This is a genomic window from Achromobacter sp. GbtcB20 (assembly GCF_019091095.1).
GTDB classification, from domain to species: Bacteria; Pseudomonadota; Gammaproteobacteria; order Burkholderiales; family Burkholderiaceae_B; genus Achromobacter; species Achromobacter mucicolens.
In genome coordinates this window covers 1-21,393 of record NZ_JAGXJZ010000010.1, presented here as the reverse complement: position 1 = coordinate 21,393, position 21,393 = coordinate 1, and the positions used below count along the sequence as shown (strand labels likewise).

The window sequence follows — 21,393 nt, the reverse complement described above, 5'->3', positions numbered from 1 at the left end:
CCGGACATCTGGCCCTAGCGTTCTGGTCCCATCCGGGCAAACTGGCACCAGCAAGCCGGTCGCGCCGGGGCGCGGCCGTTCTCTCCCGGAGATCTCCATGAACGCGATATACCGCCTGATTCGCCGCTGCACCCTGGCCGGCCTGGCCGCCGCGCTACTGGCTGCGCCCGCCTACGCGCAGACCAAACTCGTGGTGGGCTATCAGCTCATCGTCGGGCCTTTCCTGTCCTCGATCGCGGACGGCAGTTTCGACAAGGCCCTCAAAGAGGCCGGCTACCAGGTGGACTGGCGCCAGTTCACCTCGGGCGGCGACATCTCGACCGCGCTGGCCTCCGGCAACGTGCCGGTGGGCGTGCTGGGTTCCACGGGCATCACCTCGGCCGCCACGCGCGGCGTGGACATGCAGCTCTTCTGGATCCTGGACAACATCGGCAAATCCGAAGCGCTGGTGGCGCGCAACGGTTCCGGCATCAACAGCACGGCCGACCTGAAAGGCAAGCGCGTCGCCACGCCGTTCGTGTCGACGTCGCACTTTCACCTGCTGGTCGGGCTTGAGCAGGTGTGGAAGGTGCCGCCCCGCGACGTGCGCATCCTGAACATGCAGCCGCCGCAGATCGTGGCCGCCTGGCAGCGCGGCGACATCGACGCCGCCTACGTGTGGCCGCCCGCCCTGACCGAGATCGCCAAGACCGGCAAGATCATCGCCGACTCCGAACAGATCGGCGCGGCCAGCGTGCCGACGTTCGACGGCATCGTGGTGGACAAGGCCTGGGCGCAGAAGCATCCGAAGTTCATGGCTGCCTTTACCGGCGTGCTGGCCAAGTCGTATGCCGACTACCGCGCCAACAGCGCCAAGTGGACGGCCGACTCGCCGCAGGTCAAGGGCATCGTCAAGCTCATCGGCGGCAAGCCGGAAGACATCGTCGAGGCGCTGGGCCTGCTGGTGTTCCCGACCGTGCAAGAGCAGGCGTCCAAGACCTGGCTCGGCGGCGGCAAGGACTCGGGCGCGGCGCGCGCCTTCGCGGCCAGCGCCAAGTTCCTGAAGGACCAGAAGCAGATCGACAAGGCGCTGGACGACTACAGCCCGTTCGTCACCGACCAGTACGCGAAGGCGGCGGCCAAGTAATCACCCCGCCCGGCACGGCGCCACCCCGGCGCCGGCCGCCGCGACAGGGCGGACCCGGCAGCCGCCGGCCCCGCCACAACGACCAGGGGGAGCAGCATGACCATGCAGCAGTCCACATCCGCCGCGCAGCGCCTGTGCGCCGAAGGCGTCAGCGTCACCTACCCCGGCCTGCACGACAGCGGCCCGGTGATCGCGCTGCACGACGTCAACCTGACCATCCAGCCGGGCGAATTCGTCGTAGCACTCGGCGCGTCGGGCTGTGGCAAGACCACCTTGCTCAGCCTCTTGGCCGGATTCCTGTCGCCGACCGAGGGCGAGATCACGCTGGGCGGCAAGCCCATCGTCGGCCCGGGCGCGGACCGCGGCGTGGTGTTCCAGAAGCACGCCCTGCTGCCCTGGCTGAACGTGCTGGAAAACACCGAATTCGGCCTGAAGCTGCAAGGCGTGGACAAGGAAACCCGCCGCGCCCGCGCCCGCCGCAACCTGGAACTGGTGGGCCTGCAGGATTTTCACCGCCACATGATCTACCAGCTGTCGGGCGGCATGCAGCAGCGCGTGGGCATTGCGCGCGCGCTGACCTGCGACCCCGCCATGCTGCTGATGGACGAGCCCATGGCCGCGCTGGACGCGCTGACCCGGGAAACCATCCAGGAACTGCTGCTGGACATCTGGCGGCAGACCAACAAGATGTTTTTCTTCATCACCCACAGCGTGGAAGAAGCGCTCTTTCTGGGATCGCGGCTGATCGTCATGTCGCCGCGCCCGGGCCGGATCACACACACGTTCGAGCCGGCGTTCAACCGGCGCTACCTGGAGACCCGCGATGGCCGTGGCATCAAATCCAGTCCCGACTTCATCGCCATGCGCGAACAAGTCCTCGGCATCATCTACGGGGACGAGCGCGCCGCCGCCCCGCACGCCCTCCATGCCTAAGCGGCGCACCGGCCACACGCCCACCGCGCCGGGCAAGGTCTACGGGGCGCCGGGCGCAGGCTACAGCGGGCACATCAGTCTCCTGACCAGCCTGGCGCTGCTCGCGCTGTGGTTTCTGGTGACCAGCGCCGGCTGGGTGCGGCCGCTGTTCCTGCCCTCGCCCATCGCCGTGTACGACAAGTTCGTCTTTGCCATGACCGAGGGCGTGGCCAACTCCACGCTGACCGAGCATGCGCTTGCCAGCCTGGGCCGCGTGTTCGGCGCGTTCTTCCTGGCCTGCGTGACCGCGATCCCGGTCGGCATCCTGATGGGCGTGAACCGGTACGCCCGCGGCGTCTTCGACCCGCCCATCGAGTTCTACCGGCCGCTGCCGCCGCTGGCCTACCTGCCGCTCATCATCATCTGGTTCGGCATCGGCGAGTTTCCGAAGATCCTCTTGATCTATCTGGCGATCTTCGCGCCCATGGCGATCGCCGCGCGCGCGGGCGTGCGCTCGGTGTCCATCGAACAGATCCACGCGGCCTACGCCATGGGCGGGACCAGCCGCCAGATCGTCTGGCACGTGATCCTGAAGGCGGCGATGCCCGAGATCTTCACGGGCATGCGCATCGGCATCGGCGTGGGCTGGACGACGCTGGTGGCCGCCGAGATGGTGGCGGCCGACCGGGGCCTGGGCTTCATGGTGCTGAACGCCGCGCAGTTCCTGGCCAGCGATACGGTCATCATGGGCATCATCGTGATCGGCCTTTTTGCCTTCGCGTTCGACCTGCTGGTGCGCTACCTTGAACGCTTCGCCATCCCGTGGAAGGGACGCATCTGACAGGGCAATCCCGCATTCCTTCCCCCATCCGGCTCCTTTATTCTGAGACTCGGACCCACCGGGCGCCGCAGCGCCGCGCCCGGCCGTGCCGAGAGTCAAAAGGAGCCAGCCATGTCCAGCCAGGCCTCGATGCTCAAGCCTGTGTTGTGGGAACGCCTGTTCGAAAAAGCCAGCGCGCCCAACCTCAGCCTGCAGGGGCGCGTGCGCCAGATGCTGGTGTCGGCGATCCTCAGCGGCCACCTGCCGCCCGGCATGCCCGTGCCGTCCAGCCGCTACCTGGCCGACCAGTTGCGCATCGCGCGCAACACCGTCGTGTTTGCGTACCAGCAGCTGGTGTGCGAAGGCTATCTGGTCTCGCGCGAACGCAGCGGCCATTTCGTCAGCGATACCGTCATGGAGGGCCACTCGGGCCCCGCCGCCGACGCCACGCCCGCGACACCCGCCCATGCCGGCGGCGTGCGCTGGGACGAGCGCCTGCGCTTTCTCCCCACGCGGCAACGCAACATCACCAAGCCTCGCGACTGGCAGAAGCAGCCCTACCCTTTTGTGTACGGCCAGTTCGACCAGGACCTTTTTCCCACCGCCGAATGGCGCGAGTGCTGCATCAAGGCCCTGTCGGTGCTGGACATCCGCAGTTGGGCGCCCGACCTCATCACGCACGACGACCCGGCGCTCATCGAACAGATCCGCACGCAGGTGCTGCCGCGCCGCGGCGTATGGGCGGACGCCGAAGAGATCGTCATCACCGTCGGCGCGCAGCATGCCCTTTACTTGCTGGCCGACCTGCTGGTGAACGAAGACACGGTGGTCGGCATGGAAGACCCGGGCTATCCGGACGCGCGCAATATCTTTGCCAGCCACACCCGCCACCTGTTGCCGCTGCCCGTGGACGAACAGGGCCTGCGCACCGGCACGCAGCTGCTGGGATGCGACTACCTGTTCGTCACACCGGGCCATCAGTGTCCCACCACCGTCACGCTGTCGATGGAGCGTCGCGCCGGCCTTCTGGCGCTGGCGCGGCAGGCCGACAGCCTGATCATCGAAGACGACTTCGAAAGCGAAAGCCGCTGGGGCGAAGGCGCGATCCCCGCATTAAAGAGCCTGGACCGCGACGGGCGCGTGATCTATGTGGGAAGCCTTGCCAAGTCGTTCGCGCCGGGGCTGCGCATCGGCTACATCGTCGCGCCGCGCGAGCTGGCGGCCGAACTGCGCGCGTTGCGCCGCCTGATGCTGCGTCACCCGTCGGCGTATATCCAGCGCGCGTTTTCGCTGTTCATCTCGCTGGGGCACCACCATTCGCTGCTGCGGCGCCAGTCGCAGGCCTATCAAAAGCGCGGCGCCGAACTGGCCCAGGCCCTGGCGCGGCACCTGCCGGACTTCACGGTCATCCCCATCACCGGATCGTCGTCGTGCTGGCTGCAAGGCCCGCCGTGGCTCAATGCCGTGGCGCTGTCCGAAGCCGCGCTGGCCGAAGGCGTGGTGGTCGAGCCGGGCGACGTGTTTTTCATGGACGGCGCGAACGCGCCCCGCAACTTCCTGCGCGTGGGGTTCACGTCGATCCGCCCCGAGCACATCGAGCCGGGCATCGCCCGGCTGGCCAAGGTGGTCGACGCACAGCGCCGCGCGGCGCAGGACCTCGTGCTTGATGGTGTGTGACACCTTCGCACAGTCAGAGCAGTTCGTCGCGCAGGTAGTACCACCGGTACAACAACCCCTGCCCGATCCGGCGGAATGGCGCGAACAGGTGGCCTGGCAATGGCGTGTCGTAGATCGGCAGGTTCCACGCAATGCCGTCCTTGCCCATCATGCGTTGCGCCAGCCGCCTGCCGGCGTGGGCCGAGAAGGCCACGCCGTTGCCGCCGTAGCCGAAGGCGTAATACACCTGCTGCGCGGGATCGGGCTGCGTCACGCGCGGCATCATGTCGTGGCTGACGTCGACCCAGCCCCACCATGAATAGGCCACGTCCACGCCGCGCAGCGCGGGGAACTTGCGCGCCAGGCCTTCGCGCAGCAGCGCCAGGTGCCGGGGGTTCTCGGCGTCCGCGCCGCGCAGCGCGCTGCGGCTGCCGATCTGCATGCGGCCGTCGGGCAGCAGGCGGTAGTAAAAGCGCAGCGTGCGCGTGTCGGTGATGAACACCGTGCTCTTCAATCCCGCCGCCTCGCGTTCGGCCGGCGAGAGCTCGCGCGTGACCATGGAGTTGGACAGCACCGGCATGATGCGATTGTCCAGCAGCCGGTTCACGCCCTGCGCGGTATAGCCGCCGGTGGCGAACGCCACGCGGCGGGCGCGCACCGTGCCGCCGGGGGTCTGCAGCCGGTACACGCCGTTTTCCACGTGCCAGCCCAGCACGGGGCTGGATGGATGAATGCGCACGCCCAGCGCCCGCGCCTGCCGCAGATAGCCGTACGCCAGCTTGAGCGGATGCACGCCGACGCCATCCGGCTCGTGCATGGCGCCCACGGCCTCGCGGTCGTCGACGTATCGTTCGCGCAGTTCTGCGCTGCTGAGCATCCTGGTGTCGTAGCCGAAGACGTCGCGCATCAGGCGCGCCTCGTTTTGCAGGAAGGCCATTTTCTTCTGGCGATGCGCCGTGTACAGGTGGCCGCCGGGTTGCGCATCGCAATCCACCTGCGCCACCAGGCTCTTCCAGTATTCGAATCCTTCGCGGATCTCGGCGTCCAGGCGCTTGGCCGTGTCCAGTCCCCAGCGTTCGATCCACTGCGAGCGGTACAGGCGTCCGGACGCGTTCTGGCCCTGTCCGCCATTGCGGCTGGTGCAGCCCCAGACCGCGCGGTTGGCTTCCAGCACGACCGCCTTCACGCCGAAGTCGCGCGCCAGCGCCAGCGCGGCCGACAACCCGGTAAAGCCCGAGCCGACGATCACCACGTCGGCGTCCACGTCGCCGTTGATCGGCCCATCGTCCTCGGGCGGCGCGCCAGCCGTCGCCACCCAGTAGGTCGGCGCGTAGTCCTGGCCCTGGCCGGGCGGAGACACCAGCGGATCGTAGGCCGGGTTGTAGGCGTTGAGGGCGGCGCCGGACGCGGGCGCCGGGCGCGGAATGCCGACCGACATTTGCGTATCCATGACGGAATCTAGGCCTTTGCCGGCAAGGCCGGACGCTGCTTGCGAAAGGCGTTCTTCACCTGGATCTTGCCGTCCTTGAAGGTGAACACGTCGACCATGTCGGCCTGCACCCGCGAGCCGTCCGCCGCCGTGCCGCAAAACGTGGACTCGGACACGCCGCGGTCGCCGGCCACCCAGTGCCGTCCGTTCTCCCATTGCGCGTCCGGAAAGTTCTTCCAGGCCGCGGCAAAGGCCGCGCGCACCGCCTCCGGACCCGCGTGACGGCTGCCGTATTGCTCCGGCCCGCCCACGGTCTCGAACACGCAGTCTTCGCTCATGAACGACATCAAGGCGTCGATGTCGTGCCGGTTCCAGGCGGCCGCAAACTCGGCCAGCATTTCCACGGTGACGGACTTTTGCATTGCCTACCCTCCTTCGCTGGCGCGGCGCGAGATGCGTCCACGCTGAACCCTCAAGGTACGTGCGGGCCATGCACGGGGGTAGGACCAGACCCGGGGAATCGCTTGCACCAGAACTAGCGCAGCGGCTCGGCCCACGACGGTTCCGGCGCGCCGTCGGCGCCAGGCAGCGCCGCCCCGTCCAACCGCGCCGCGATGGCCGGCATGTCCGTGACGCCGCGCATGCCGATCACCACCAGCGACGGCTCGCGCTGCCCTGCCGGCATACGCGCCTGCGTGTCAAAGCGCACGCGCCGTCCCGCAAACTGCACCAGCACCCAGCCATGCCGGCCGGTGCACACCCACCCCTTGGCCCGCAGCACGTGGCGCGGCAGCTGCTTCAGGCGCTCGGCCAGCATGTCGGCATCGACCAGCGCGGGTGCGCGCCACAGCCAGCTGTGGAACGGATGGTCGGGGTCGGGCGGCGCATCGCGCCGGCTGCTGTGTCCGGCGTCGACGGCGCCGCCGTGGCCGCAGTCAGCGGCGGCGGCCTGCACCCCGCCGTGTCCGCAGGCGTGGGCCTCGTCATCCGCGTGCCTGGCCTCCAACGCGCCATCCCCGCCGCCAAGCAGCCGCAGGTCCAACTTTCCCTCGCGCGTCTGCACCACAGGCGCCCCGCCGCTCGCCTCGCGCAGCCAGTCATGCACCGCCGCCAGCTCAGCCGGCGTGGCCAGGTCCGTCTTGTTCAGCACCAGCAGATCGGCCGCGCGCAGCTGCCGCAGCACCGTGTCGGCCAGCAGCGGATCGGCCGCCACGTCGCGGATCGCGCCCGCATCGGCCAGCACCACCACGGCTTCCAGCTGCAACAGCGGGTCGGCCATGCCGACCTGCGCAATGCGTCCCGGATCGGACACGCCGCTCGCCTCGATGACTATCCACTCGGGCAAGGGATCAAGCGCCAGCACGCGGGCCAGCGCATCGTCCAGTCCGCCTGCCATCGAGCAGCAGACACAGCCATTGGACAGCCGGATGACGTTGTCGGCGCGCCCTGCGATGAGGCTCGCGTCGATGTCCACGGGACCGAAGTCGTTGACCAGCACCGCCGCGCGGCGCGGGCTGGCCGTCAGCACATGATTGAGCAAGGTGGTCTTGCCCGCGCCCAGGAAGCCGCCGACCACCGTCAACGGAATGCGCGCCATGTCACGCCTCCAGCGGCAGCGGACGCCCGCCGATGACCGTGCCCAGCACCTTCAGGTCCTTCAGCGACTGCGGCGCGGCGGCGGACGGGTCGTCGGCAAGCACGCAGAAGTCCGCGTATTTGCCCACTTCGATGGAACCGACCAGATGATCCATGTGCAAGGTATACGCCGCGCCCAGCGTGATGGCATGCAGCGCCGCGTCGACGCCGATGCGCTCCGACTCGCCCAGCACGCGGCCCGAGGCCGTCTGCCGGTTCACGGCGCACCAGGCCGTAAAGAGCGGGCCGAGCGGCGTGATGGGCGCGTCGGAATGGATGGCGTAGGGCACGCCCGCCCGCGCCGCCGACGCGCAAGCGTCCATGCGGTTGGCGCGGTCCGGGCCCATCGTCAGCGCATAGTGGGCATCGCCCCAGTAGTAGATGTGGTTGGCAAAGAGGTTCACGCACATGCCCAGGCTGGCCATCTGCCGGAACTGGGCCGCGTCGGCCATCTGGCAGTGCTGCAGCGTGTGGCGGTGGTCGCGCCGCGGGGTGCGGCGAAGCGCGCGGTCCACGGCCTCGATCGCCAGCTGCGTGGCTTCGTCGCCGTTGGTGTGGATGTGCAGTTGCGCGCCGGCGTCGTGGTAGGTCTGCACCATCGCATCCAGTTCGGACGGCGCGATGACCCAGATGCCGTTGGGCGCGCCGTTGTAATAGCCGGGCCAGCGCACCCGCGCCGTGAAGCCCTGAATGGATCCGTCCACCACCAGCTTCACCATGCCCAGATGCAGCTTGGCGTGATTCAGGCGACGGGCCGCCGCCAGCTTCTCCAGGCAGCCGGCCGCGTTGCCCGCGTAGGTCAGCGCCGACGCGGCGGGCACGATGCGCACGGGATAGCCGGATTCCGCCGTCACCCGCGCCAGCGTCGCCAATCCTTCGTCGTTCAGCTCGTTGACCAGATCCGTCGCGGTGGTCACCCCCGCCCACTGCGCCACCTTGCCGAACATCCGCAGCCCTTCTTCGGTCAGCCCCACCGTGCGGAACGGGCTGCCGATCAGCCGCATGACGGGAAACATCGCCGCAAACTCGCAGAGTTCGCCGCTGGGCCGCCCGTCCGCCAGCCGGGTCACGCCTTCGATGCCGGTATCGCGGTCGATACCGGCGCGCGCCAACATGGGCGAATTGACGTTCATGAGGTGCATGCTGGCGTGCATCACGACCACGGGGCGCTCGGCCGATACCGCATCCAGGTCATGGATGCTCATGCGGTCGCCGCCAAAGAAGATGGGATCGAAACCCCAGCCGATCAGCGTCTCGCCCTGCGCGAGCGACCGCTCGGCATCGCGCAGTCGGGCCGCCACGTCCGCAAAGCTTTTCAGGCCCGGCCACAGCTTGCCGTCGGGGCCGCGCCGGTCATAAAAGCCCACATAGACGAACTTCCACATGCCGCCCTCGGGCAGATGGCAATGGCCTTCAACCAAGCCCGGCATCAGCACGCTGTCCGCGTACCGGTCGTCGACCTGCGCCGGCCCCCAACCGGCCAGTTCCTCCCGCGTTCCCACGCCCAGAATGCGGCCATCGCGCACGGCCACGTGGGTCGCGCGCGGCTGCGCGGGGTTCATGGTGAGGATGGTTCGCGCGACGTAGAGGGTCGTGGCGCCGGAAGGCTGGTTCATCGGGATTCCTTGTCAGTCGGGAAATATCGGCACGCGCGCATCAGCCCTGCAACGGCGACACCGTCACGCCGCCGCGCGTCTCGACGAAATGGCAGGCCACGTGATGCGCCGGGGCAACCTCGCGCAAGGCGGGTTCCCGGGTCGAGCACAGCGCCTGCGCGGCTGGACAGCGGCCCGCGAAGCGGCAGCCGGGCGGCGGGTTGACCGGGCTGGGCGGATCGCCGGACAGCTTGACCCGCCGCGCCGCCGTCTCGCGCCCGCCCTTCACGGTAGGCACGGCGGCCATCAGCGCCACGCTGTACGGATGCAGGGGCCGCGAGAAAAACGCGCGCCGCGAGGCCCGTTCGATGATCTTGCCCAGATACATGACGGCAATGTCGTCGCACACGTGCTCCACCACCGCCATGTCGTGCGAAATGAAGAGAAACGATTGCCCCTGCTCGCGCTGGATCCGGCGCAGCAGGTTCAGGATCTGCGCGCGGATGGCGATATCCAGCGCGGACACGGGCTCGTCGCAGACGATCAGGTCCGGCGCGCTGGCCAGCGCCCGCGCGATGTTCAGCCGCTGGCGCTGCCCGCCCGAGAACTGGTGCGGAAACAGCTGGCGCTGTTCGGGCCGCAGGCCCACCAGTTCGAACATCAACGCCACGCGCGCCTCGCGCCCGCCCGGCGGCTCGATGCCCATCAGGTCCAGCGGCGTGCGCACGATGTCCTCGGCGCGCTGACGCGGGTTGAGCGACGAGTACGGATCCTGGAACACCAGCTGCAACCGGCGCCGCATGCGCCGCAGCGCCGCGCCGCGCATCGCGGTCAGGTCATTGCCATCGAAATGGATGCTGCCGCCGGTGGGGTCCGCCAGGCGCAGCACCGACAGCGCCGTGGTGGTCTTGCCCGAACCGGACTCGCCCACGATGGCCAGCGTGCGGCCGCGCTCAAGCTCGAACGACACGCCGTCCACCGCCCGCACGACCACCGGCTTGCCATCGCGCCCGCGCCCGCCCACCGGGAAATGCACCGACAGGTCTCGCACGGACAGCAGGGACGACGCGTGCGACGGGCTCATTGCGATGCCTCCGGATAAAGCCAACAGGACACGCCCTGGCCGCCGTCCAGCAGCGTCATGGGCGGAAACTCGCGGCTGCACCGCGCCATCGCGTGCTTGCAGCGGTCAACGAAGGGGCAGCCGGCGCCGCGCTCCCAGACCGAGGGCACTACGCCGGAAATCTCAGGCAGATCGGGCCGGTCGTCGCTGGGCTCGCGATCCAGTTCCGGCAGGCAGGCGATCAGCCCCTGCGTGTAAGGATGGCGGGGCTGGGCCAGGATCTGGCCGACGCTGCCCTGCTCCACCACGCGCCCGCCATACATCACCACCACGCGGTCCGCCATCTCGGACACCGCGCCCATGTCATGCGTGATCAGCAGCACGGCGGTGCCGCGGCGCGCCTGCTGCTCGCGCAACAGGTCGAAGATCTGCGCCTGCACCGTCACGTCCAGCGCGGTCGTGGGCTCGTCGGCGATGAGCACGTCCGGGTCGCAGGCCAGCGCAATCGCGATCATGACCCGCTGCCGCATGCCGCCGGACAGCTGGTGCGGATAGTCGTCCACGCGGCGTTCGGGCAGCGGGATGCCCACCGACTTGAGCATTTCGATGGCGCGCTCGCGCGCCTGGCGCTTGGAAAGGCCCTGGTGCTGGCGCAGCGGCTCGCCGATCTGGTCGCCCACGGTGTAGACCGGATTGAGCGCGGTCATGGGCTCCTGGAAGATCATCGAGATGTTGTTGCCGCGCACCCGGCGCATGGCCTCGTCGTCGTGCATGGCAAGGTCCGCGCCGCGCAGGCGCACGTGGCCCGCGCCGATGCGGGCCAGCGGCGGGATGAGGCGCATGATCGCCAGCGCCGTCATGCTCTTGCCGCAGCCGGATTCGCCGACCAGGCACAGCGTTTCGCCGGGACGCAGGTCAAAGCTCACGTCGCTCAGGACTTCGGCCGCGCGGCCGCGCGTGCGGAATTCCAGGCTCAGGCCGTCCACTTGCAGCACGGGAGTCAGGTCGGCCGCGTTCATGCCCGGCCCCGCGACGTCGGATTGAGCGCATCGTTCAGGCCATCGCCGATCAGGCTGACGGCCAGCACGGTCAGGAAGATGGCCGCGCCCGGCAAGGTCACTGCCCACCACGCGGTCAGGATGTAGGGCCGGTTGCTGCCGATCATCAGGCCCCAGCTCATCACGTTGGGATCGCCCAGGCCCAGGAACGACAACCCTGCCTCGAACAGGATCGCCGTGCCGATGGCCAGCGTGGCCGACACGATCAGCGGCGCCAGCGCATTGGGCAGGATGACGCGCCAGATGATGCGCGCGTCCCCGGCGCCGATCACGCGCTCGGCCAGCACGTATTCGCGGCGCTTTAACCGCAGGAACTCGCCGCGGGCCAGCCGCGCGGTTCCCGTCCAGCTGACTACGCCGATCGCGACCGCGATGGTGGCCAGCGACGGGCTGAAGAGGGTCACCAGCACCATCGCAAAGAGCAAGGTGGGCAGCACCTGGAAGAATTCCGTGATGCGCATCAGGGTTTCGTCGACCCAGCCGCCGTAATAGCCCGCTAGCGCGCCGACGGTGATGCCGATCGCCATGGACAGCACCGCCGCCACCACGCCCACCAGCAGGGTTGCGCGGCCGCCGTAGATCATGCCGGTCAGCACGTCGCGGCCCAGGTAGTCGGACCCCAGCAGCAGTTCGCCACCGGGCGGTTCCATCGGCGCGGCGGCGATCTCGAAGGGATCGGCCTGCATCATCATCGGACCGAAGATCGTGACCGCCAGGATCGCCGCCAGCAGCAGCACGCCGGCCAGCGCGCTGGGGTTGCGCGCGAACACGCGCAGCGCCTCGTACGACGGCCGGGGCGGCGGTTTGGGACGGGCGTCGGCGCGGGCCTGCCCGGGCAGCGCGATGGGTGCGGGTCTCATGATGTCTTGATCCGGGGATCGATCAGGCGGTACGCCAGATCGGTAAGCTGGTTCATCACCACGACCAGCAACGAGGCAAAGAGCAGGATGCCCAGCAGCGTCGGATAATCACGGCGCAGCACGGAATCGAAGGCCAGGCGTCCCAGCCCCGGCCAATTGAAGACGGTCTCCACAAGAATCGCCCCGGCCAGCACGTTGCCGAACTGCAGCCCCAGCATGGTCACCACCGGCAGCACGCCGTTGCGCAGCGCGTGCTTGTACAGCACCGTGTTTTCCGGCAGGCCTTTGGCGCGCGCGGTGCGGATGTAGTCGGCCGACAGCGCGTCCATGACGCTGGCGCGCGCCAGCCGGCTGTATTGCGCCAGGTACACGAAAGCCAGCGTGAACGCCGGCAGCACCAGATGATGCAGCACGTCCAGCACACCCGCCCAGCCGTCCTGCGGTCCGCCCGCCGACCGCATGTCCGACACCGGAAAGATCGGCAGCACCGAGGCGAACAGGATGATGAGGATGATGCCGGTCCAGAACACCGGCGCCGAATAGCCCACGACCGACAGCAGCGTGATCCCCTGCGACAGCAGGCCGTTGGGCTTTCTGGCGGCCAGCGTGCCCAGCAGCGTGCCCGTCAGGAAGGCCACGGTCACCGACGTCACCACCAGCAGCAGCGTGGCCGGCACGCGGTCCCAGATCAATTGGGCGACCGGCACGTTGAAGAAGTAGGAATACCCCAGGTCGCCGCGCACGACCTGCCCCAGATAGATGCCAAGCTGCGCGAGGAACGGTTTGTCCAGCCCGTACTGCGCGCGCAGCTGGGCGCGCAGGTCTTCGCTGATGCCGCCCATGGACCCCGCGATGGTCTCCACGGGGTCGCCCGGCGAGATGTGGATGAGCAGGAAGTTCAGCGTCACCACGGCCAGCAACAGGATCGCGGCGTAGGCCAGGCGGCGCGAGAGATATCGCAGCATGACGGCTCCCGCTACTGCACGGACGTTTCATCCAGCGGCGACAGAAGTCCCCATATGCCGGACGGCAGGCCCTGCACCTTCTTGGACGAGAGCGTGTGGTACGGAATGACGGTCAGGAAGTCGATGGGCACGTCCTCGGTCACCAGGCGCTGGAACTCCGCATACAGCGCGCGGCGCTTGTCCGCGTCGGTCTCGGTGCCCGCCTGCTCCAGCAGCGCATCGACCTTCGGATTCTTGTAGGACTGCGTGTTGGTCCAGATGATGTCGCGGATGTTGGACGACATATACGTGCGGTGCACGCCGATGACCGGATCGCCCCAGTTGAAGACGATGTCGGTGGTCATGTCGAAGTCCTTGCCGGCGATGCGCTTGGCCCACGTCGGAAAGTCCGGCGACGCGCGCACCTGCACGTTGATGCCCACCTTCTTCAACTGGCTGCGCAGGTACTCGGCGACGTTCTTGCCCTGCACGTCGCTGCCCGGCATGTAGTCCACCGTGAGCGTCATGCGCTCGCCCTTGCCATCCTTCTTGAACCCGGCCTCGTCCAGCAGCTGTTCGGCGCGCTTGAGGTCCAGCGGATACTTCTTCACGTCGTCGCTGGCAAAGGGGCTGGTGCCCACGATCGGGCCATGCGCCGGCGCGGCAAAGCCCGCATTCAGCGCCTTCGTGATGAAGCCCTTGTCCGTCGCGTAGGCAATGGCCTGGCGCACCCGCACGTCGTCCAGCGGCTTGCGCGCCGTGTTGAACGCCAGCCAGCTGAGCGCGCCGATGCCTTCATAGCCCTTGCTTGTCATGACGATGGACGGATTGTCCTTGGCGCGCCGCAGGATGGTCGGCTCGGTCATGAACGGCAGCGCGCCGATATCGCCGCGCTCCAGCCCGATCAGCAGATTGGTGGCGTCGGGATTGATCTTGACCACCACGCGGTCCAGCAGCGGCTTGCCCTTCAAGAAGAACTTGTCGAACCGTTCCAGCACGATCTCCTGTCCCGGCTTGAACTCCTTGAAGACGAACGGGCCCGAGCCCACGACGTTCGCGGAGTTGCGCGGATGCGTTTTCAGGTCCTGGCCGTCGCCGTAGATGTGCTTGGGCAGCACCGGCATCAGCGCCGGCGACAGCGCCAGCAGGATTGCCGGATGCGGCTTGCTCATGCGCAGCACGGCGGTGCGCGCGTCGGGCGTGTCCACGCTTTCGACGGGCGCGAACATCGTCTGGAAGGGATGGTTCTGCTTGACCGCCATGATCGAGAACGCCACGTCCTCGGACGTCACGGGTTTGCCGTCATGAAAAACCGCATCGCCGCGCAGGTGCAGCGTCAGCGACTTGCCGTCCGGCGCCAGCTCCCACGACTCAGCCAGGTAAGGCTGCGGCTTCCAGTCGGCGTCGTAGCGCAGCGGGCTGGCAAAGAGCTGTGCGCTGGGCAGCGCGGTGGCCGTTCCCGACTGGACCGCGCCGTTCAGGTGCCGCGGCACCTGCGTGGATCCGATGACCAGCGTGCCCCCGGCCTTGGGCGCGTCCGCCGCTCCAGCGCCCCCCGCCATTGCAAACACCGACAGAATCGTGGCCAGGCCTAGTCTTGCGCTGCGCATGTGCTACCCCTTTGATGTTGTGGCGTGAACCATTCATGGATGGCTTGCGGTCTAGCGTAGTCATCCCCCGGATGCACGCTTAGTACCAAACCGCCAGACTTGGTGGTGCCAGGCTTGCCTGCGGTCACCGGCCGATGGCGTGCGCGTGCAGCGCCGCGACGGCGCAACTGTTCACCCGCGCTTCCATCGAATCGGACCGGCTCGTCAACAGCACCGGCACCCGCGTGCCCAGCACCAGGCCCGCCGCGCCGGCGCCCGCCAGCCACGTGAGCTCCTTGTAGAGCATGTTGCCGGCCTCGATGTCGGGCACCAGCAGGATGTCGGCGTCGCCCGCCACGCGCGACACGATGCCTTTCTGATCGGCAGCCTCGCGCGAGATGGCATTGTCGAAGGCCAGCGGCCCATCGATGTCCCCGCCCCGGATCTGCTGGCGGTCCGCCATCTTGGACAGCGCGGCCGCATCCAGCGTGGCCGGCATCGCCGGGTTGACCGATTCGGTGGCGCACAGCACCGCAACCTTGGGCCGTTCCACGCCGAGGGCGCGCGCCAGATCAATGGCGTTCTGCGCGATGTCCGCCTTTTCCTGCAAGGTGGGCGCGATGTTGACGGCCGCGTCGGTCAGGATCAGCAGCTTCGGGTAGGCCGCCACCGCCATCACGAAGGCGTGGCTGATGCGCCGGCCCGTGCGCAGGCCCGATTCGCGCGTCACCACCGCCGACATGAAGTGATCGGTGTGCAGGCTGCCCTTCATCAGCATGCGGACCGCGCCGTCACGCGCCAGCGCCGCGGCCGCGCGTGCGGCCGCAAGCTCATCGTCTGGCGTGTCGACGATCTCCATGGAACCCGCGCGTATGCCTTCCTGCGCCATCAGCGTGGCCATGCGGTCCGCGGGCCCGACCAGCACGGGCTCGATGTAGCCTGCCTCGCTCGCCTCTACGGCGGCGCGCAGGCTGACGGGGCACAGCGGATACGCCACCGCGGTGCGCAGCCGCCCCGCCGCCAGCGCGGCAACGCGCAGCGGCCCGAACAAACGGTCGAATGCCATGTCTTCGCTCCTGCCGCGGCCGCGCGTGCGGCGGCCGGGTGATTGACCGGCGCGGGGCCAGGGCGTGACGCCCTGCCCCTGCCCGCGCCGGGCGCGCCGGTCAGCGTCCCACCGGCTCGATCGACAGCGGCACCTCGCCGGCCTGGAACGGCTGGTTCACGTACTTGCGGTACTTGTCCAGGAACCGCACCGGCTGCTTGAGCGCATCCCGGCGGAACGGATCGCCCAGCTCCTGGCTGACCATCATCTCCAGCACGGTGGTCTTGCCTTCAAGCTGCGCCTGGCACGCGGCCTGCAGCGCGGCGCCGACCTGGTCGGCGTGTTCCACGCGGATGCCTTCGGCCCCCATGGCGCGCGCCAATTCCGAGAAGTTGGGATTGCGCAGGTTGCTGCCCACGAAGCGGCGGCCATAGAAGTCGACCTGGTTCTTTTTCTCGGCGCCCCACTGGCCGTTGTGGAACACGACCGCGGTCACCGGGATCTGCTCGCGTACGCAGGTCAGCAATTCCTGGAAGCTCATGCACCAGGCGCCATCGCCCACATACGCCACCGCCGGGCGGTCGGGCCGGCCAAGCTTGGCGCCGATCAACGCCGGCAGCGCGTAACCGCAGTTGCCGAAACTCATGGCTGCCAGCATGGAGTTGGGCTCGTCAAAACGCAGGTAGCTGTTGGACACCGAGCAGATGTTGCCGATATCGGTGGAGACCATCACGTGCTTGGGCATCGCGCGTTCAAGCTCGCGCAGCATGCGGCGCGGGTGCATGCGCCCGCCGCCCTGCTCGATGATGTCCAGGCTCCAGTCGTCGCGCTCGTGCGACCAGCTGTCCAGTTCCTGTTCCCACTCGGCCTTCTGGGCAGAGATCTCGCTGGCGCGCTGATCCTTGGTGCGCACGCAGGCCACGTCGCGACCCTGCAGCTTGGCCGTCAGCGCGGCGGCGGCCGGCTTGGCGTCGCCGCAGATGCCCACGGACACCGGTCGCACCAGGCCCAGCATGCGATGGTCGGCGTCGACCTGGATGATGCGGGCATTCTGCGGCCAGTATTCCAGCCCGTGTTGCGGCAGCGTGCCGAAGGGCCCCAGGCGGGTGCCCAGCGCCAGCACCACGTCCGCCTGCGACAGCAGCTTCATGCCGGCCTTGGCGCCCTGGTAGCCCAGCGGCCCGCACCACAGCGGATGGCTGGCCGGGAACGCATCGTTGTGCAGATAGCTGGTCACCACCGGCGCGCCCAAGAGCTCGGCCAGCGCCACGCATTCCCCCTGCCCGTCCGAGAACAACACGCCGCCGCCCGCCACGATGACCGGGAACTTGGCCTCGGCCAGCATGCGCGCCGCGGCTTCCAGGTCCTCTTCGGAGCCCGGCCCGCGCCGGATGCGGCGCGGCTCAGGGATGGCCACGTCGATTTCGCCGTAGAAATAGTCGCGCGGAATGTTCAGCTGCGCGGGGCCGCGTTCGGCCATCGCATTGTCGAACGCCTTGGCCGTGAACTCGGCCATGCGATCCGGGCGGTTCACGTGCGCCTGGTACTTCGTGATGCGCGAGAAGATCGGCAGCTGCTCGGTCTCCTGGAAGCCGCCCAGCCCCATGCCCGACGTGCCGGTCTCGGGCGTGATCGCCACCACCGGGCTGTGCGCCCAATACGCCGCCGCCACGCCCGTCACGAAGTTGGTGATGCCGGGACCGTTTTGTGCAATGCACACGCCGTGCCGGCCGGTCACGCGCGAATAGCCGTCGGCCATGTGCGCCGCGCCCTGTTCGTGCACCGTCGGCACGAAGCGGATGCCGGCCGCGGGAAACAGGTCCAGCGCATCCATGAAGGCCGAACCGACGATGCCGAAAACATCCTTGACGCCCTGCGCGACCAGCGTTTCCACAAACGCTTCGCTGGGGGTCATGTGTTGCTTGCTGCTCATGGTCTCTCTCCTGGCATGCCGGCGCTCGTCCGATTGCTAGTTGGCCGGTGTGATCCGATACTGCGCCAGAAATCCCTACCTTCCCACCCCCGGGCGTTCCATTTTCTGCATTTTCTGTGCGACGATGGGCAGCCGACCGCCAATTCTTCAATTATTGAAAGATGAAAGACGAATCCTCCGCCGCCCTGCGCGCGCTGACGCTGCTGGAACAGGTTGCCCGTTCGTCCCAGCCCGTCTCGCTGGCCGAACTGACCGAGGCCACCGGCCTGCCCAAACCGTCCGTCCTGCGCATCCTGTCGCGCCTGGTCGACGCCGGCATGCTGCTGCGCGAACCGGCCGGCAAAAGCTACGTCAGCGGCCCACGTCTTGGGGCGCTGGCGCGCGACACCTTGCTCAATTCACCGCTACGCGGCGAGCGCCACCGCATCCTGGACAGCCTGGTCGACGAAATCGGCGAGACCTGCAACTGCACCATGCTCGACGGCGACGAGGTCATCTACCTGGATCGGGTGGAAACCGCCTGGCCGCTGCGCGTCAATCTGCAATCGGGCTCGCGCGTGCCGCTGCATTGTTCGGCAAGCGGCAAGCTGTTCCTGGCGTACATGCGCCGCGAAACCCGCCAGCGCATGCTGGCGGCGGCCCAGTTGCCGCGCTATACGCCGAACACGCTCTGCGACGCGGCGGCGCTGGAAGAAGAACTGCGGACCATCAAGAAAGAAGGCGCCAGCTTCGACCGCGAGGAATTCCTGCTGGGCATCGTCTGCATGGCGGTGCCCATCCTGCATGGATCGCGCGCCATTGCGGCGGTGGCGCTGCATGCGCCGGTGGCAAGACTGTCGATCGACGGCGCGCGGGCGTGGCTGCCGCGCATGCAGGAAGCCGCCCGGGCGTTGGCGGGAACGTACGAGGCGTACGCCTAGTCCGGACGATTCACGCGTCCGGGTCCTTCCTGGCCGCGCCGGCCTGCGCCCGCTCCTGGCGGCGGTTTCTCGCGCCTTCGATCTTGGCCAGCAGCGGCTGCTTTTTCTGAATGACGATTTCCAGATACCGGTCGCGCGGCAGGACGAGCCGCACCACGGTCGGCAGCGCCTCGTAGGCGCGCTCCAGCACGTCCTTGACCATGGCGTCGTCCTTGAGCTTTTCGGCCGAGACGCTGAGCAAGCCGTCGACCGTCACGCGTTCGATGGTCTGCCAATGCTGGTCCACCAGCGCGCTGCCCTTTTCGGCGGTCGCGCCCGCCAGTTCGCGGCCCTTTTCCACAGTGGCCCCGGCCAGCTCGCGGCCTTTCACCGCTGTGGCGCCCGCCAGCGCCAGGCCCTTGGCCCGCGCATTCGCGGCGGCATCGCCCAGCTGGGCTTTTGAATTTTCCAGCGCCCCGGCCGTGCGGCTGGTCAGCGCGCGCGCCTTGACGGCCGCGCCTTCGGACAGCGCCTTGAACTTGTCGAACATGATCCACCCTGACGTCAATTGGCGTTGATGATCGGGACAGGCCCGCCCCGCAGCCGGCCACCCCGTCGGTAGATCATACCGACTCAGGCTTTACACTACGCCCAACTCAGCTTTTCTCCGATCCCTGACCGGATCCGCCCCCCCGTGACCGACACCGCCTTCTCCACCCTTCCCCTCCTTCCCCCGCTGCTCGAAAACCTGAAAACCCTGGGTTTCGAACAGATGACGCCGATCCAGGCGCAGGCGCTGCCGCTCATCCTGGACCGGCGCGACGTGATCGCCCAGGCCAAGACCGGCAGCGGCAAGACGGCGGCGTTCGGGCTGGGCGTGCTTCAGAACCTGGACGTGAATCGCCTGGTTCCGCAAGGTCTGGTGGTCTGCCCCACCCGCGAACTGGCCGACCAGGTCGCGCAAGAGCTGCGGCGGCTGGCGCGCCTGATTCCCAATGTGAAGATCCTGACGCTGTGCGGCGGCGCCGCGGCGCGGCCGCAGGCCGAGTCGCTGGCCCGCGGCACGCACCTTGTGGTCGGCACGCCCGGCCGCATCCAGGATCACCTAGCACGCGGCAGCCTGGACCTGTCGGGCCTGAACACGCTGGTCCTGGACGAAGCGGACCGGATGGTGGACATGGGCTTTTATGACGACATCGTCGCCATTGCCTCGCACTGCCCCGCCAAGCGCCAGACGCTGCTGTTTTCGGCCACCTATCCCGACAACATCCGCAAGCTCAGCGCGCGTTTCCTGCGCAATCCCGCCGAGGTCAAGGTCGAGGCGCAACACGACGCCAGCCGCATCGAGCAGATCTTCTACGAGATCGACGAAGGCGAACGCCTGGACGCGGTGGCCAAGCTGCTGGCGCATTTCCGTCCCGCCTCCACGCTGGCCTTCTGCAACACCAAGATCCGCAGCCATGATCTGGTGGAACGCCTGCAAGCCGAGGGCATCAGCGCCCAGGCGCTCAATGGCGACCTGGAGCAGCGCGAGCGCGACGAAATCCTGATCCAGTTTGCCAACCAGAGCTGCGCCGTGCTGGTGGCCACCGACGTGGCCGCGCGCGGGCTGGACATCCAGAACCTGGGCGCCGTCATCAACGTGGACGTCACCAAGGACACCGAGGTCCACGTTCACCGCATCGGCCGCAGCGGCCGGGGCGACCAGAAGGGGCTGGCGCTCAGCCTGTGCTCGCCCGAGGAGATGCGCTGGGCCACCCTGATCGAGCAATACCAGGGCTCGCCGCTGAAATGGGGCGACCTCAAATCGCTGCGCCCCAAGGCGGACCGCCCGTTGCGCGCGCCCATGATCACGCTGAGCATCCAGGGCGGCAAGAAGGACAAGCTGCGTCCTGGCGACCTGCTGGGCGCGCTGACCGGCGACGGCGGCCTGACGTTCGAGCAGGTCGGCAAGATCAATATCACCGAATTCACGTCGTATGTGGCGCTGGACCGCCAGATCGCCAAGCAGGCGTTCTCCCGGATCTCCAACAGCAACATCAAGGGCCGCCGGTTCCGGATGCGCTTCCTGGAAGAATTCTGATCCGGCATGGCGGGCAGCGGTCACGCGCGGCAAAAGCTTGTGGGTTTCACACGGGCTTTGCCATAATGGCGCCGCCCGCACGCCGGTATGCTGGTTTTTTCGAAAGGCGCGGCGGGCGCGGAACCAAAGGCAAGCAGTGAGCTCCAACCTGCCCACTGTCCCCCTTAACCATCACAAGAGAAACTCACCATGATCAAGTCCGATGACACCGGCAAGCTGATCCTGCGCCTGACCCTCGGTATCCTGATTCTGCTCCACGGCCTGTTCAAGCTGACCGGCGGCGGCGTCGGCGGCATCAGCGGCATGCTGTCCTCGCATGGCCTGCCCGGCTTCCTGGCCTACGGCGTGTACATTGGCGAAATCATCGCTCCCGTCCTGCTGATCATCGGCGTCTACACCCGTCTGGCCGGTCTGATCATCGCCATCAACATGGTCGTCGCCATCCTGCTCGCCCACAGCGGCAGTATTGCCAGCATGACCAACAACGGCGGCTGGGCACTGGAATTGCAAGGCATGTACCTGTTCACCGGCCTGGCGATCGCGTTCATGGGCGCCGGCCGTTTCAGCCTGGCTGGCACCGGCGGCCGCTGGAACTGACCGCCTGCCCTGTCCGCCGCGCCACGCGGCGGACATGCAAGGCAACATCCCAAGGGACCGCGCATTCGCGGTCCCTAATGAGATGGTCAGCCCGATCCCCACGAAGCGGTACGCTGAGTGGGGATTGTTCTTTCTGGGAGACCTCTCAT

19 protein-coding genes are annotated in these 21,393 nt (G+C 68.0%); 7 read left to right on the top strand and 12 right to left on the bottom strand.

Annotated elements, in window-relative coordinates:
• Positions 1–97 precede the first annotated feature (97 nt).
• The 4 genes from tauA (at position 98) to KVT32_RS14580 (ending at position 4,535) form a co-directional block, all read left to right on the top strand.
• Positions 98–1,126 (top strand): taurine ABC transporter substrate-binding protein, encoded by a 1,029-nt coding sequence (tauA, locus tag KVT32_RS14595; protein WP_152384236.1) that lies wholly within the window; start codon positions 98–100, stop codon positions 1,124–1,126.
• A gap of 96 nt (positions 1,127–1,222) precedes the next feature.
• Positions 1,223–2,059, top strand: a complete 837-nt coding sequence (locus KVT32_RS14590; protein WP_056316948.1) for a taurine ABC transporter ATP-binding protein — start codon at positions 1,223–1,225, stop codon at positions 2,057–2,059.
• A complete protein-coding gene (locus KVT32_RS14585) occupies positions 2,052–2,879 on the top strand; it encodes an ABC transporter permease subunit (protein WP_152384234.1) in 828 nt (275 codons plus the stop codon). The genes KVT32_RS14590 and KVT32_RS14585 overlap by 8 nt, the downstream gene beginning before the upstream one ends.
• Positions 2,880–2,990: 111 nt before the next feature.
• Positions 2,991–4,535, top strand: a complete 1,545-nt coding sequence (locus KVT32_RS14580) for a PLP-dependent aminotransferase family protein (protein WP_152384233.1) — start codon at positions 2,991–2,993, stop codon at positions 4,533–4,535.
• Between the two features lie 13 nt (positions 4,536–4,548).
• Here KVT32_RS14580 and KVT32_RS14575 read toward each other — a convergent pair whose 3' ends face one another.
• The 11 genes from KVT32_RS14575 to xsc all read right to left on the bottom strand — a co-directional run bounded on the left by KVT32_RS14575 (position 4,549) and on the right by xsc (position 17,665).
• On the bottom strand, positions 4,549–5,964 hold the full coding sequence (locus tag KVT32_RS14575; protein WP_152384232.1) for an FAD-binding oxidoreductase: 1,416 nt from the start codon (positions 5,962–5,964) through the stop codon (positions 4,549–4,551).
• 8 nt (positions 5,965–5,972) lie between these two features.
• On the bottom strand, positions 5,973–6,365 hold the full coding sequence (locus KVT32_RS14570) for a nuclear transport factor 2 family protein (protein ID WP_142055635.1): 393 nt from the start codon (positions 6,363–6,365) through the stop codon (positions 5,973–5,975).
• Positions 6,366–6,478: 113 nt separating this feature from the next.
• Positions 6,479–7,540, bottom strand: a complete 1,062-nt coding sequence (locus KVT32_RS14565) for a GTP-binding protein (RefSeq protein ID WP_152384231.1) — start codon at positions 7,538–7,540, stop codon at positions 6,479–6,481.
• 1 nt (position 7,541) lies between these two features.
• Positions 7,542–9,194, bottom strand: a complete 1,653-nt coding sequence (locus KVT32_RS14560) for an amidohydrolase (protein ID WP_217618414.1) — start codon at positions 9,192–9,194, stop codon at positions 7,542–7,544.
• 40 nt (positions 9,195–9,234) lie between these two features.
• A complete protein-coding gene (locus KVT32_RS14555; RefSeq protein ID WP_217618413.1) occupies positions 9,235–10,257 on the bottom strand; it encodes an ABC transporter ATP-binding protein in 1,023 nt (340 codons plus the stop codon).
• Positions 10,254–11,255 carry an ABC transporter ATP-binding protein gene (locus KVT32_RS14550; RefSeq protein ID WP_175157241.1) on the bottom strand — a complete coding sequence of 334 codons (1,002 nt, stop codon included), beginning with the start codon at positions 11,253–11,255 and terminating at the stop codon, positions 10,254–10,256. Before KVT32_RS14550 ends, KVT32_RS14555 begins: the two co-directional genes overlap by 4 nt.
• Positions 11,252–12,154 (bottom strand): ABC transporter permease, encoded by a 903-nt coding sequence (locus tag KVT32_RS14545; RefSeq protein ID WP_062841338.1) that lies wholly within the window; start codon positions 12,152–12,154, stop codon positions 11,252–11,254. The genes KVT32_RS14550 and KVT32_RS14545 overlap by 4 nt, the downstream gene beginning before the upstream one ends.
• Entirely contained in the window at positions 12,151–13,119 is a 969-nt protein-coding gene (locus KVT32_RS14540) for an ABC transporter permease (RefSeq protein WP_152384228.1), read from the bottom strand. Before KVT32_RS14540 ends, KVT32_RS14545 begins: the two co-directional genes overlap by 4 nt.
• Positions 13,120–13,130: 11 nt before the next feature.
• Positions 13,131–14,708 (bottom strand): ABC transporter substrate-binding protein, encoded by a 1,578-nt coding sequence (locus KVT32_RS14535; protein WP_062841340.1) that lies wholly within the window; start codon positions 14,706–14,708, stop codon positions 13,131–13,133.
• Between the two features lie 124 nt (positions 14,709–14,832).
• The gene (locus tag KVT32_RS14530; RefSeq protein ID WP_152384227.1) at positions 14,833–15,753 is read right to left on the bottom strand and encodes a bifunctional enoyl-CoA hydratase/phosphate acetyltransferase; all 921 of its coding nucleotides are present in this window, start codon (positions 15,751–15,753) and stop codon (positions 14,833–14,835) included.
• A gap of 100 nt (positions 15,754–15,853) precedes the next feature.
• On the bottom strand, positions 15,854–17,665 hold the full coding sequence (gene xsc, locus KVT32_RS14525; protein ID WP_152384226.1) for a sulfoacetaldehyde acetyltransferase: 1,812 nt from the start codon (positions 17,663–17,665) through the stop codon (positions 15,854–15,856).
• A 161-nt stretch (positions 17,666–17,826) separates the two neighbouring features.
• Here xsc and KVT32_RS14520 point away from each other — a divergent pair, with 161 nt between their 5' ends.
• Complete coding sequence (locus KVT32_RS14520; RefSeq protein WP_152384225.1) at positions 17,827–18,585, top strand: IclR family transcriptional regulator; 759 nt, start codon at positions 17,827–17,829, stop codon at positions 18,583–18,585.
• 10 nt (positions 18,586–18,595) lie between these two features.
• Here the strand turns inward: KVT32_RS14520 and KVT32_RS14515 are convergent, their stop codons facing one another.
• A complete protein-coding gene (locus KVT32_RS14515; protein ID WP_152384224.1) occupies positions 18,596–19,114 on the bottom strand; it encodes a hypothetical protein in 519 nt (172 codons plus the stop codon).
• Between the two features lie 144 nt (positions 19,115–19,258).
• Here KVT32_RS14515 and dbpA point away from each other — a divergent pair, with 144 nt between their 5' ends.
• Positions 19,259–20,647: an ATP-dependent RNA helicase DbpA gene (gene dbpA / locus KVT32_RS14510; RefSeq protein ID WP_142055649.1), complete on the top strand. Its 1,389-nt coding sequence runs from the start codon at positions 19,259–19,261 to the stop codon at positions 20,645–20,647.
• Between the two features lie 189 nt (positions 20,648–20,836).
• The gene (locus KVT32_RS14505) at positions 20,837–21,244 is read left to right on the top strand and encodes a DoxX family protein (protein WP_152384223.1); all 408 of its coding nucleotides are present in this window, start codon (positions 20,837–20,839) and stop codon (positions 21,242–21,244) included.
• The last annotated feature ends 149 nt before the right edge of the window (positions 21,245–21,393 follow it).

Bases quoted from the DNA above. Each gene is read 5' to 3' on its own strand.
- KVT32_RS14540 (WP_152384228.1), bottom strand. From the start codon at position 13,119: ATGCTGCGATATCTCTCGCGCCGCCTGGCCTACGCCGCGATCCTGTTG.
- KVT32_RS14570 (WP_142055635.1), bottom strand. From the start codon at position 6,365: ATGCAAAAGTCCGTCACCGTGGAAATGCTGGCCGAGTTTGCGGCCGCC.
- xsc (WP_152384226.1), bottom strand. From the start codon at position 17,665: ATGAGCAGCAAGCAACACATGACCCCCAGCGAAGCGTTTGTGGAAACG.
- KVT32_RS14555 (WP_217618413.1), bottom strand. From the start codon at position 10,257: ATGAGCCCGTCGCACGCGTCGTCCCTGCTGTCCGTGCGAGACCTGTCG.
- KVT32_RS14505 (WP_152384223.1), top strand. From the start codon at position 20,837: ATGATCAAGTCCGATGACACCGGCAAGCTGATCCTGCGCCTGACCCTC.
- KVT32_RS14535 (WP_062841340.1), bottom strand. From the start codon at position 14,708: ATGCGCAGCGCAAGACTAGGCCTGGCCACGATTCTGTCGGTGTTTGCA.
- KVT32_RS14530 (WP_152384227.1), bottom strand. From the start codon at position 15,753: ATGGCATTCGACCGTTTGTTCGGGCCGCTGCGCGTTGCCGCGCTGGCG.
- KVT32_RS14550 (WP_175157241.1), bottom strand. From the start codon at position 11,255: ATGAACGCGGCCGACCTGACTCCCGTGCTGCAAGTGGACGGCCTGAGC.
- KVT32_RS14575 (WP_152384232.1), bottom strand. From the start codon at position 5,964: ATGGATACGCAAATGTCGGTCGGCATTCCGCGCCCGGCGCCCGCGTCC.
- KVT32_RS14585 (WP_152384234.1), top strand. From the start codon at position 2,052: ATGCCTAAGCGGCGCACCGGCCACACGCCCACCGCGCCGGGCAAGGTC.
- KVT32_RS14560 (WP_217618414.1), bottom strand. From the start codon at position 9,194: ATGAACCAGCCTTCCGGCGCCACGACCCTCTACGTCGCGCGAACCATC.
- KVT32_RS14520 (WP_152384225.1), top strand. From the start codon at position 17,827: ATGAAAGACGAATCCTCCGCCGCCCTGCGCGCGCTGACGCTGCTGGAA.
- KVT32_RS14590 (WP_056316948.1), top strand. From the start codon at position 1,223: ATGACCATGCAGCAGTCCACATCCGCCGCGCAGCGCCTGTGCGCCGAA.
- tauA (WP_152384236.1), top strand. From the start codon at position 98: ATGAACGCGATATACCGCCTGATTCGCCGCTGCACCCTGGCCGGCCTG.
- KVT32_RS14580 (WP_152384233.1), top strand. From the start codon at position 2,991: ATGTCCAGCCAGGCCTCGATGCTCAAGCCTGTGTTGTGGGAACGCCTG.
- KVT32_RS14545 (WP_062841338.1), bottom strand. From the start codon at position 12,154: ATGAGACCCGCACCCATCGCGCTGCCCGGGCAGGCCCGCGCCGACGCC.
- KVT32_RS14565 (WP_152384231.1), bottom strand. From the start codon at position 7,540: ATGGCGCGCATTCCGTTGACGGTGGTCGGCGGCTTCCTGGGCGCGGGC.
- KVT32_RS14515 (WP_152384224.1), bottom strand. From the start codon at position 19,114: ATGTTCGACAAGTTCAAGGCGCTGTCCGAAGGCGCGGCCGTCAAGGCG.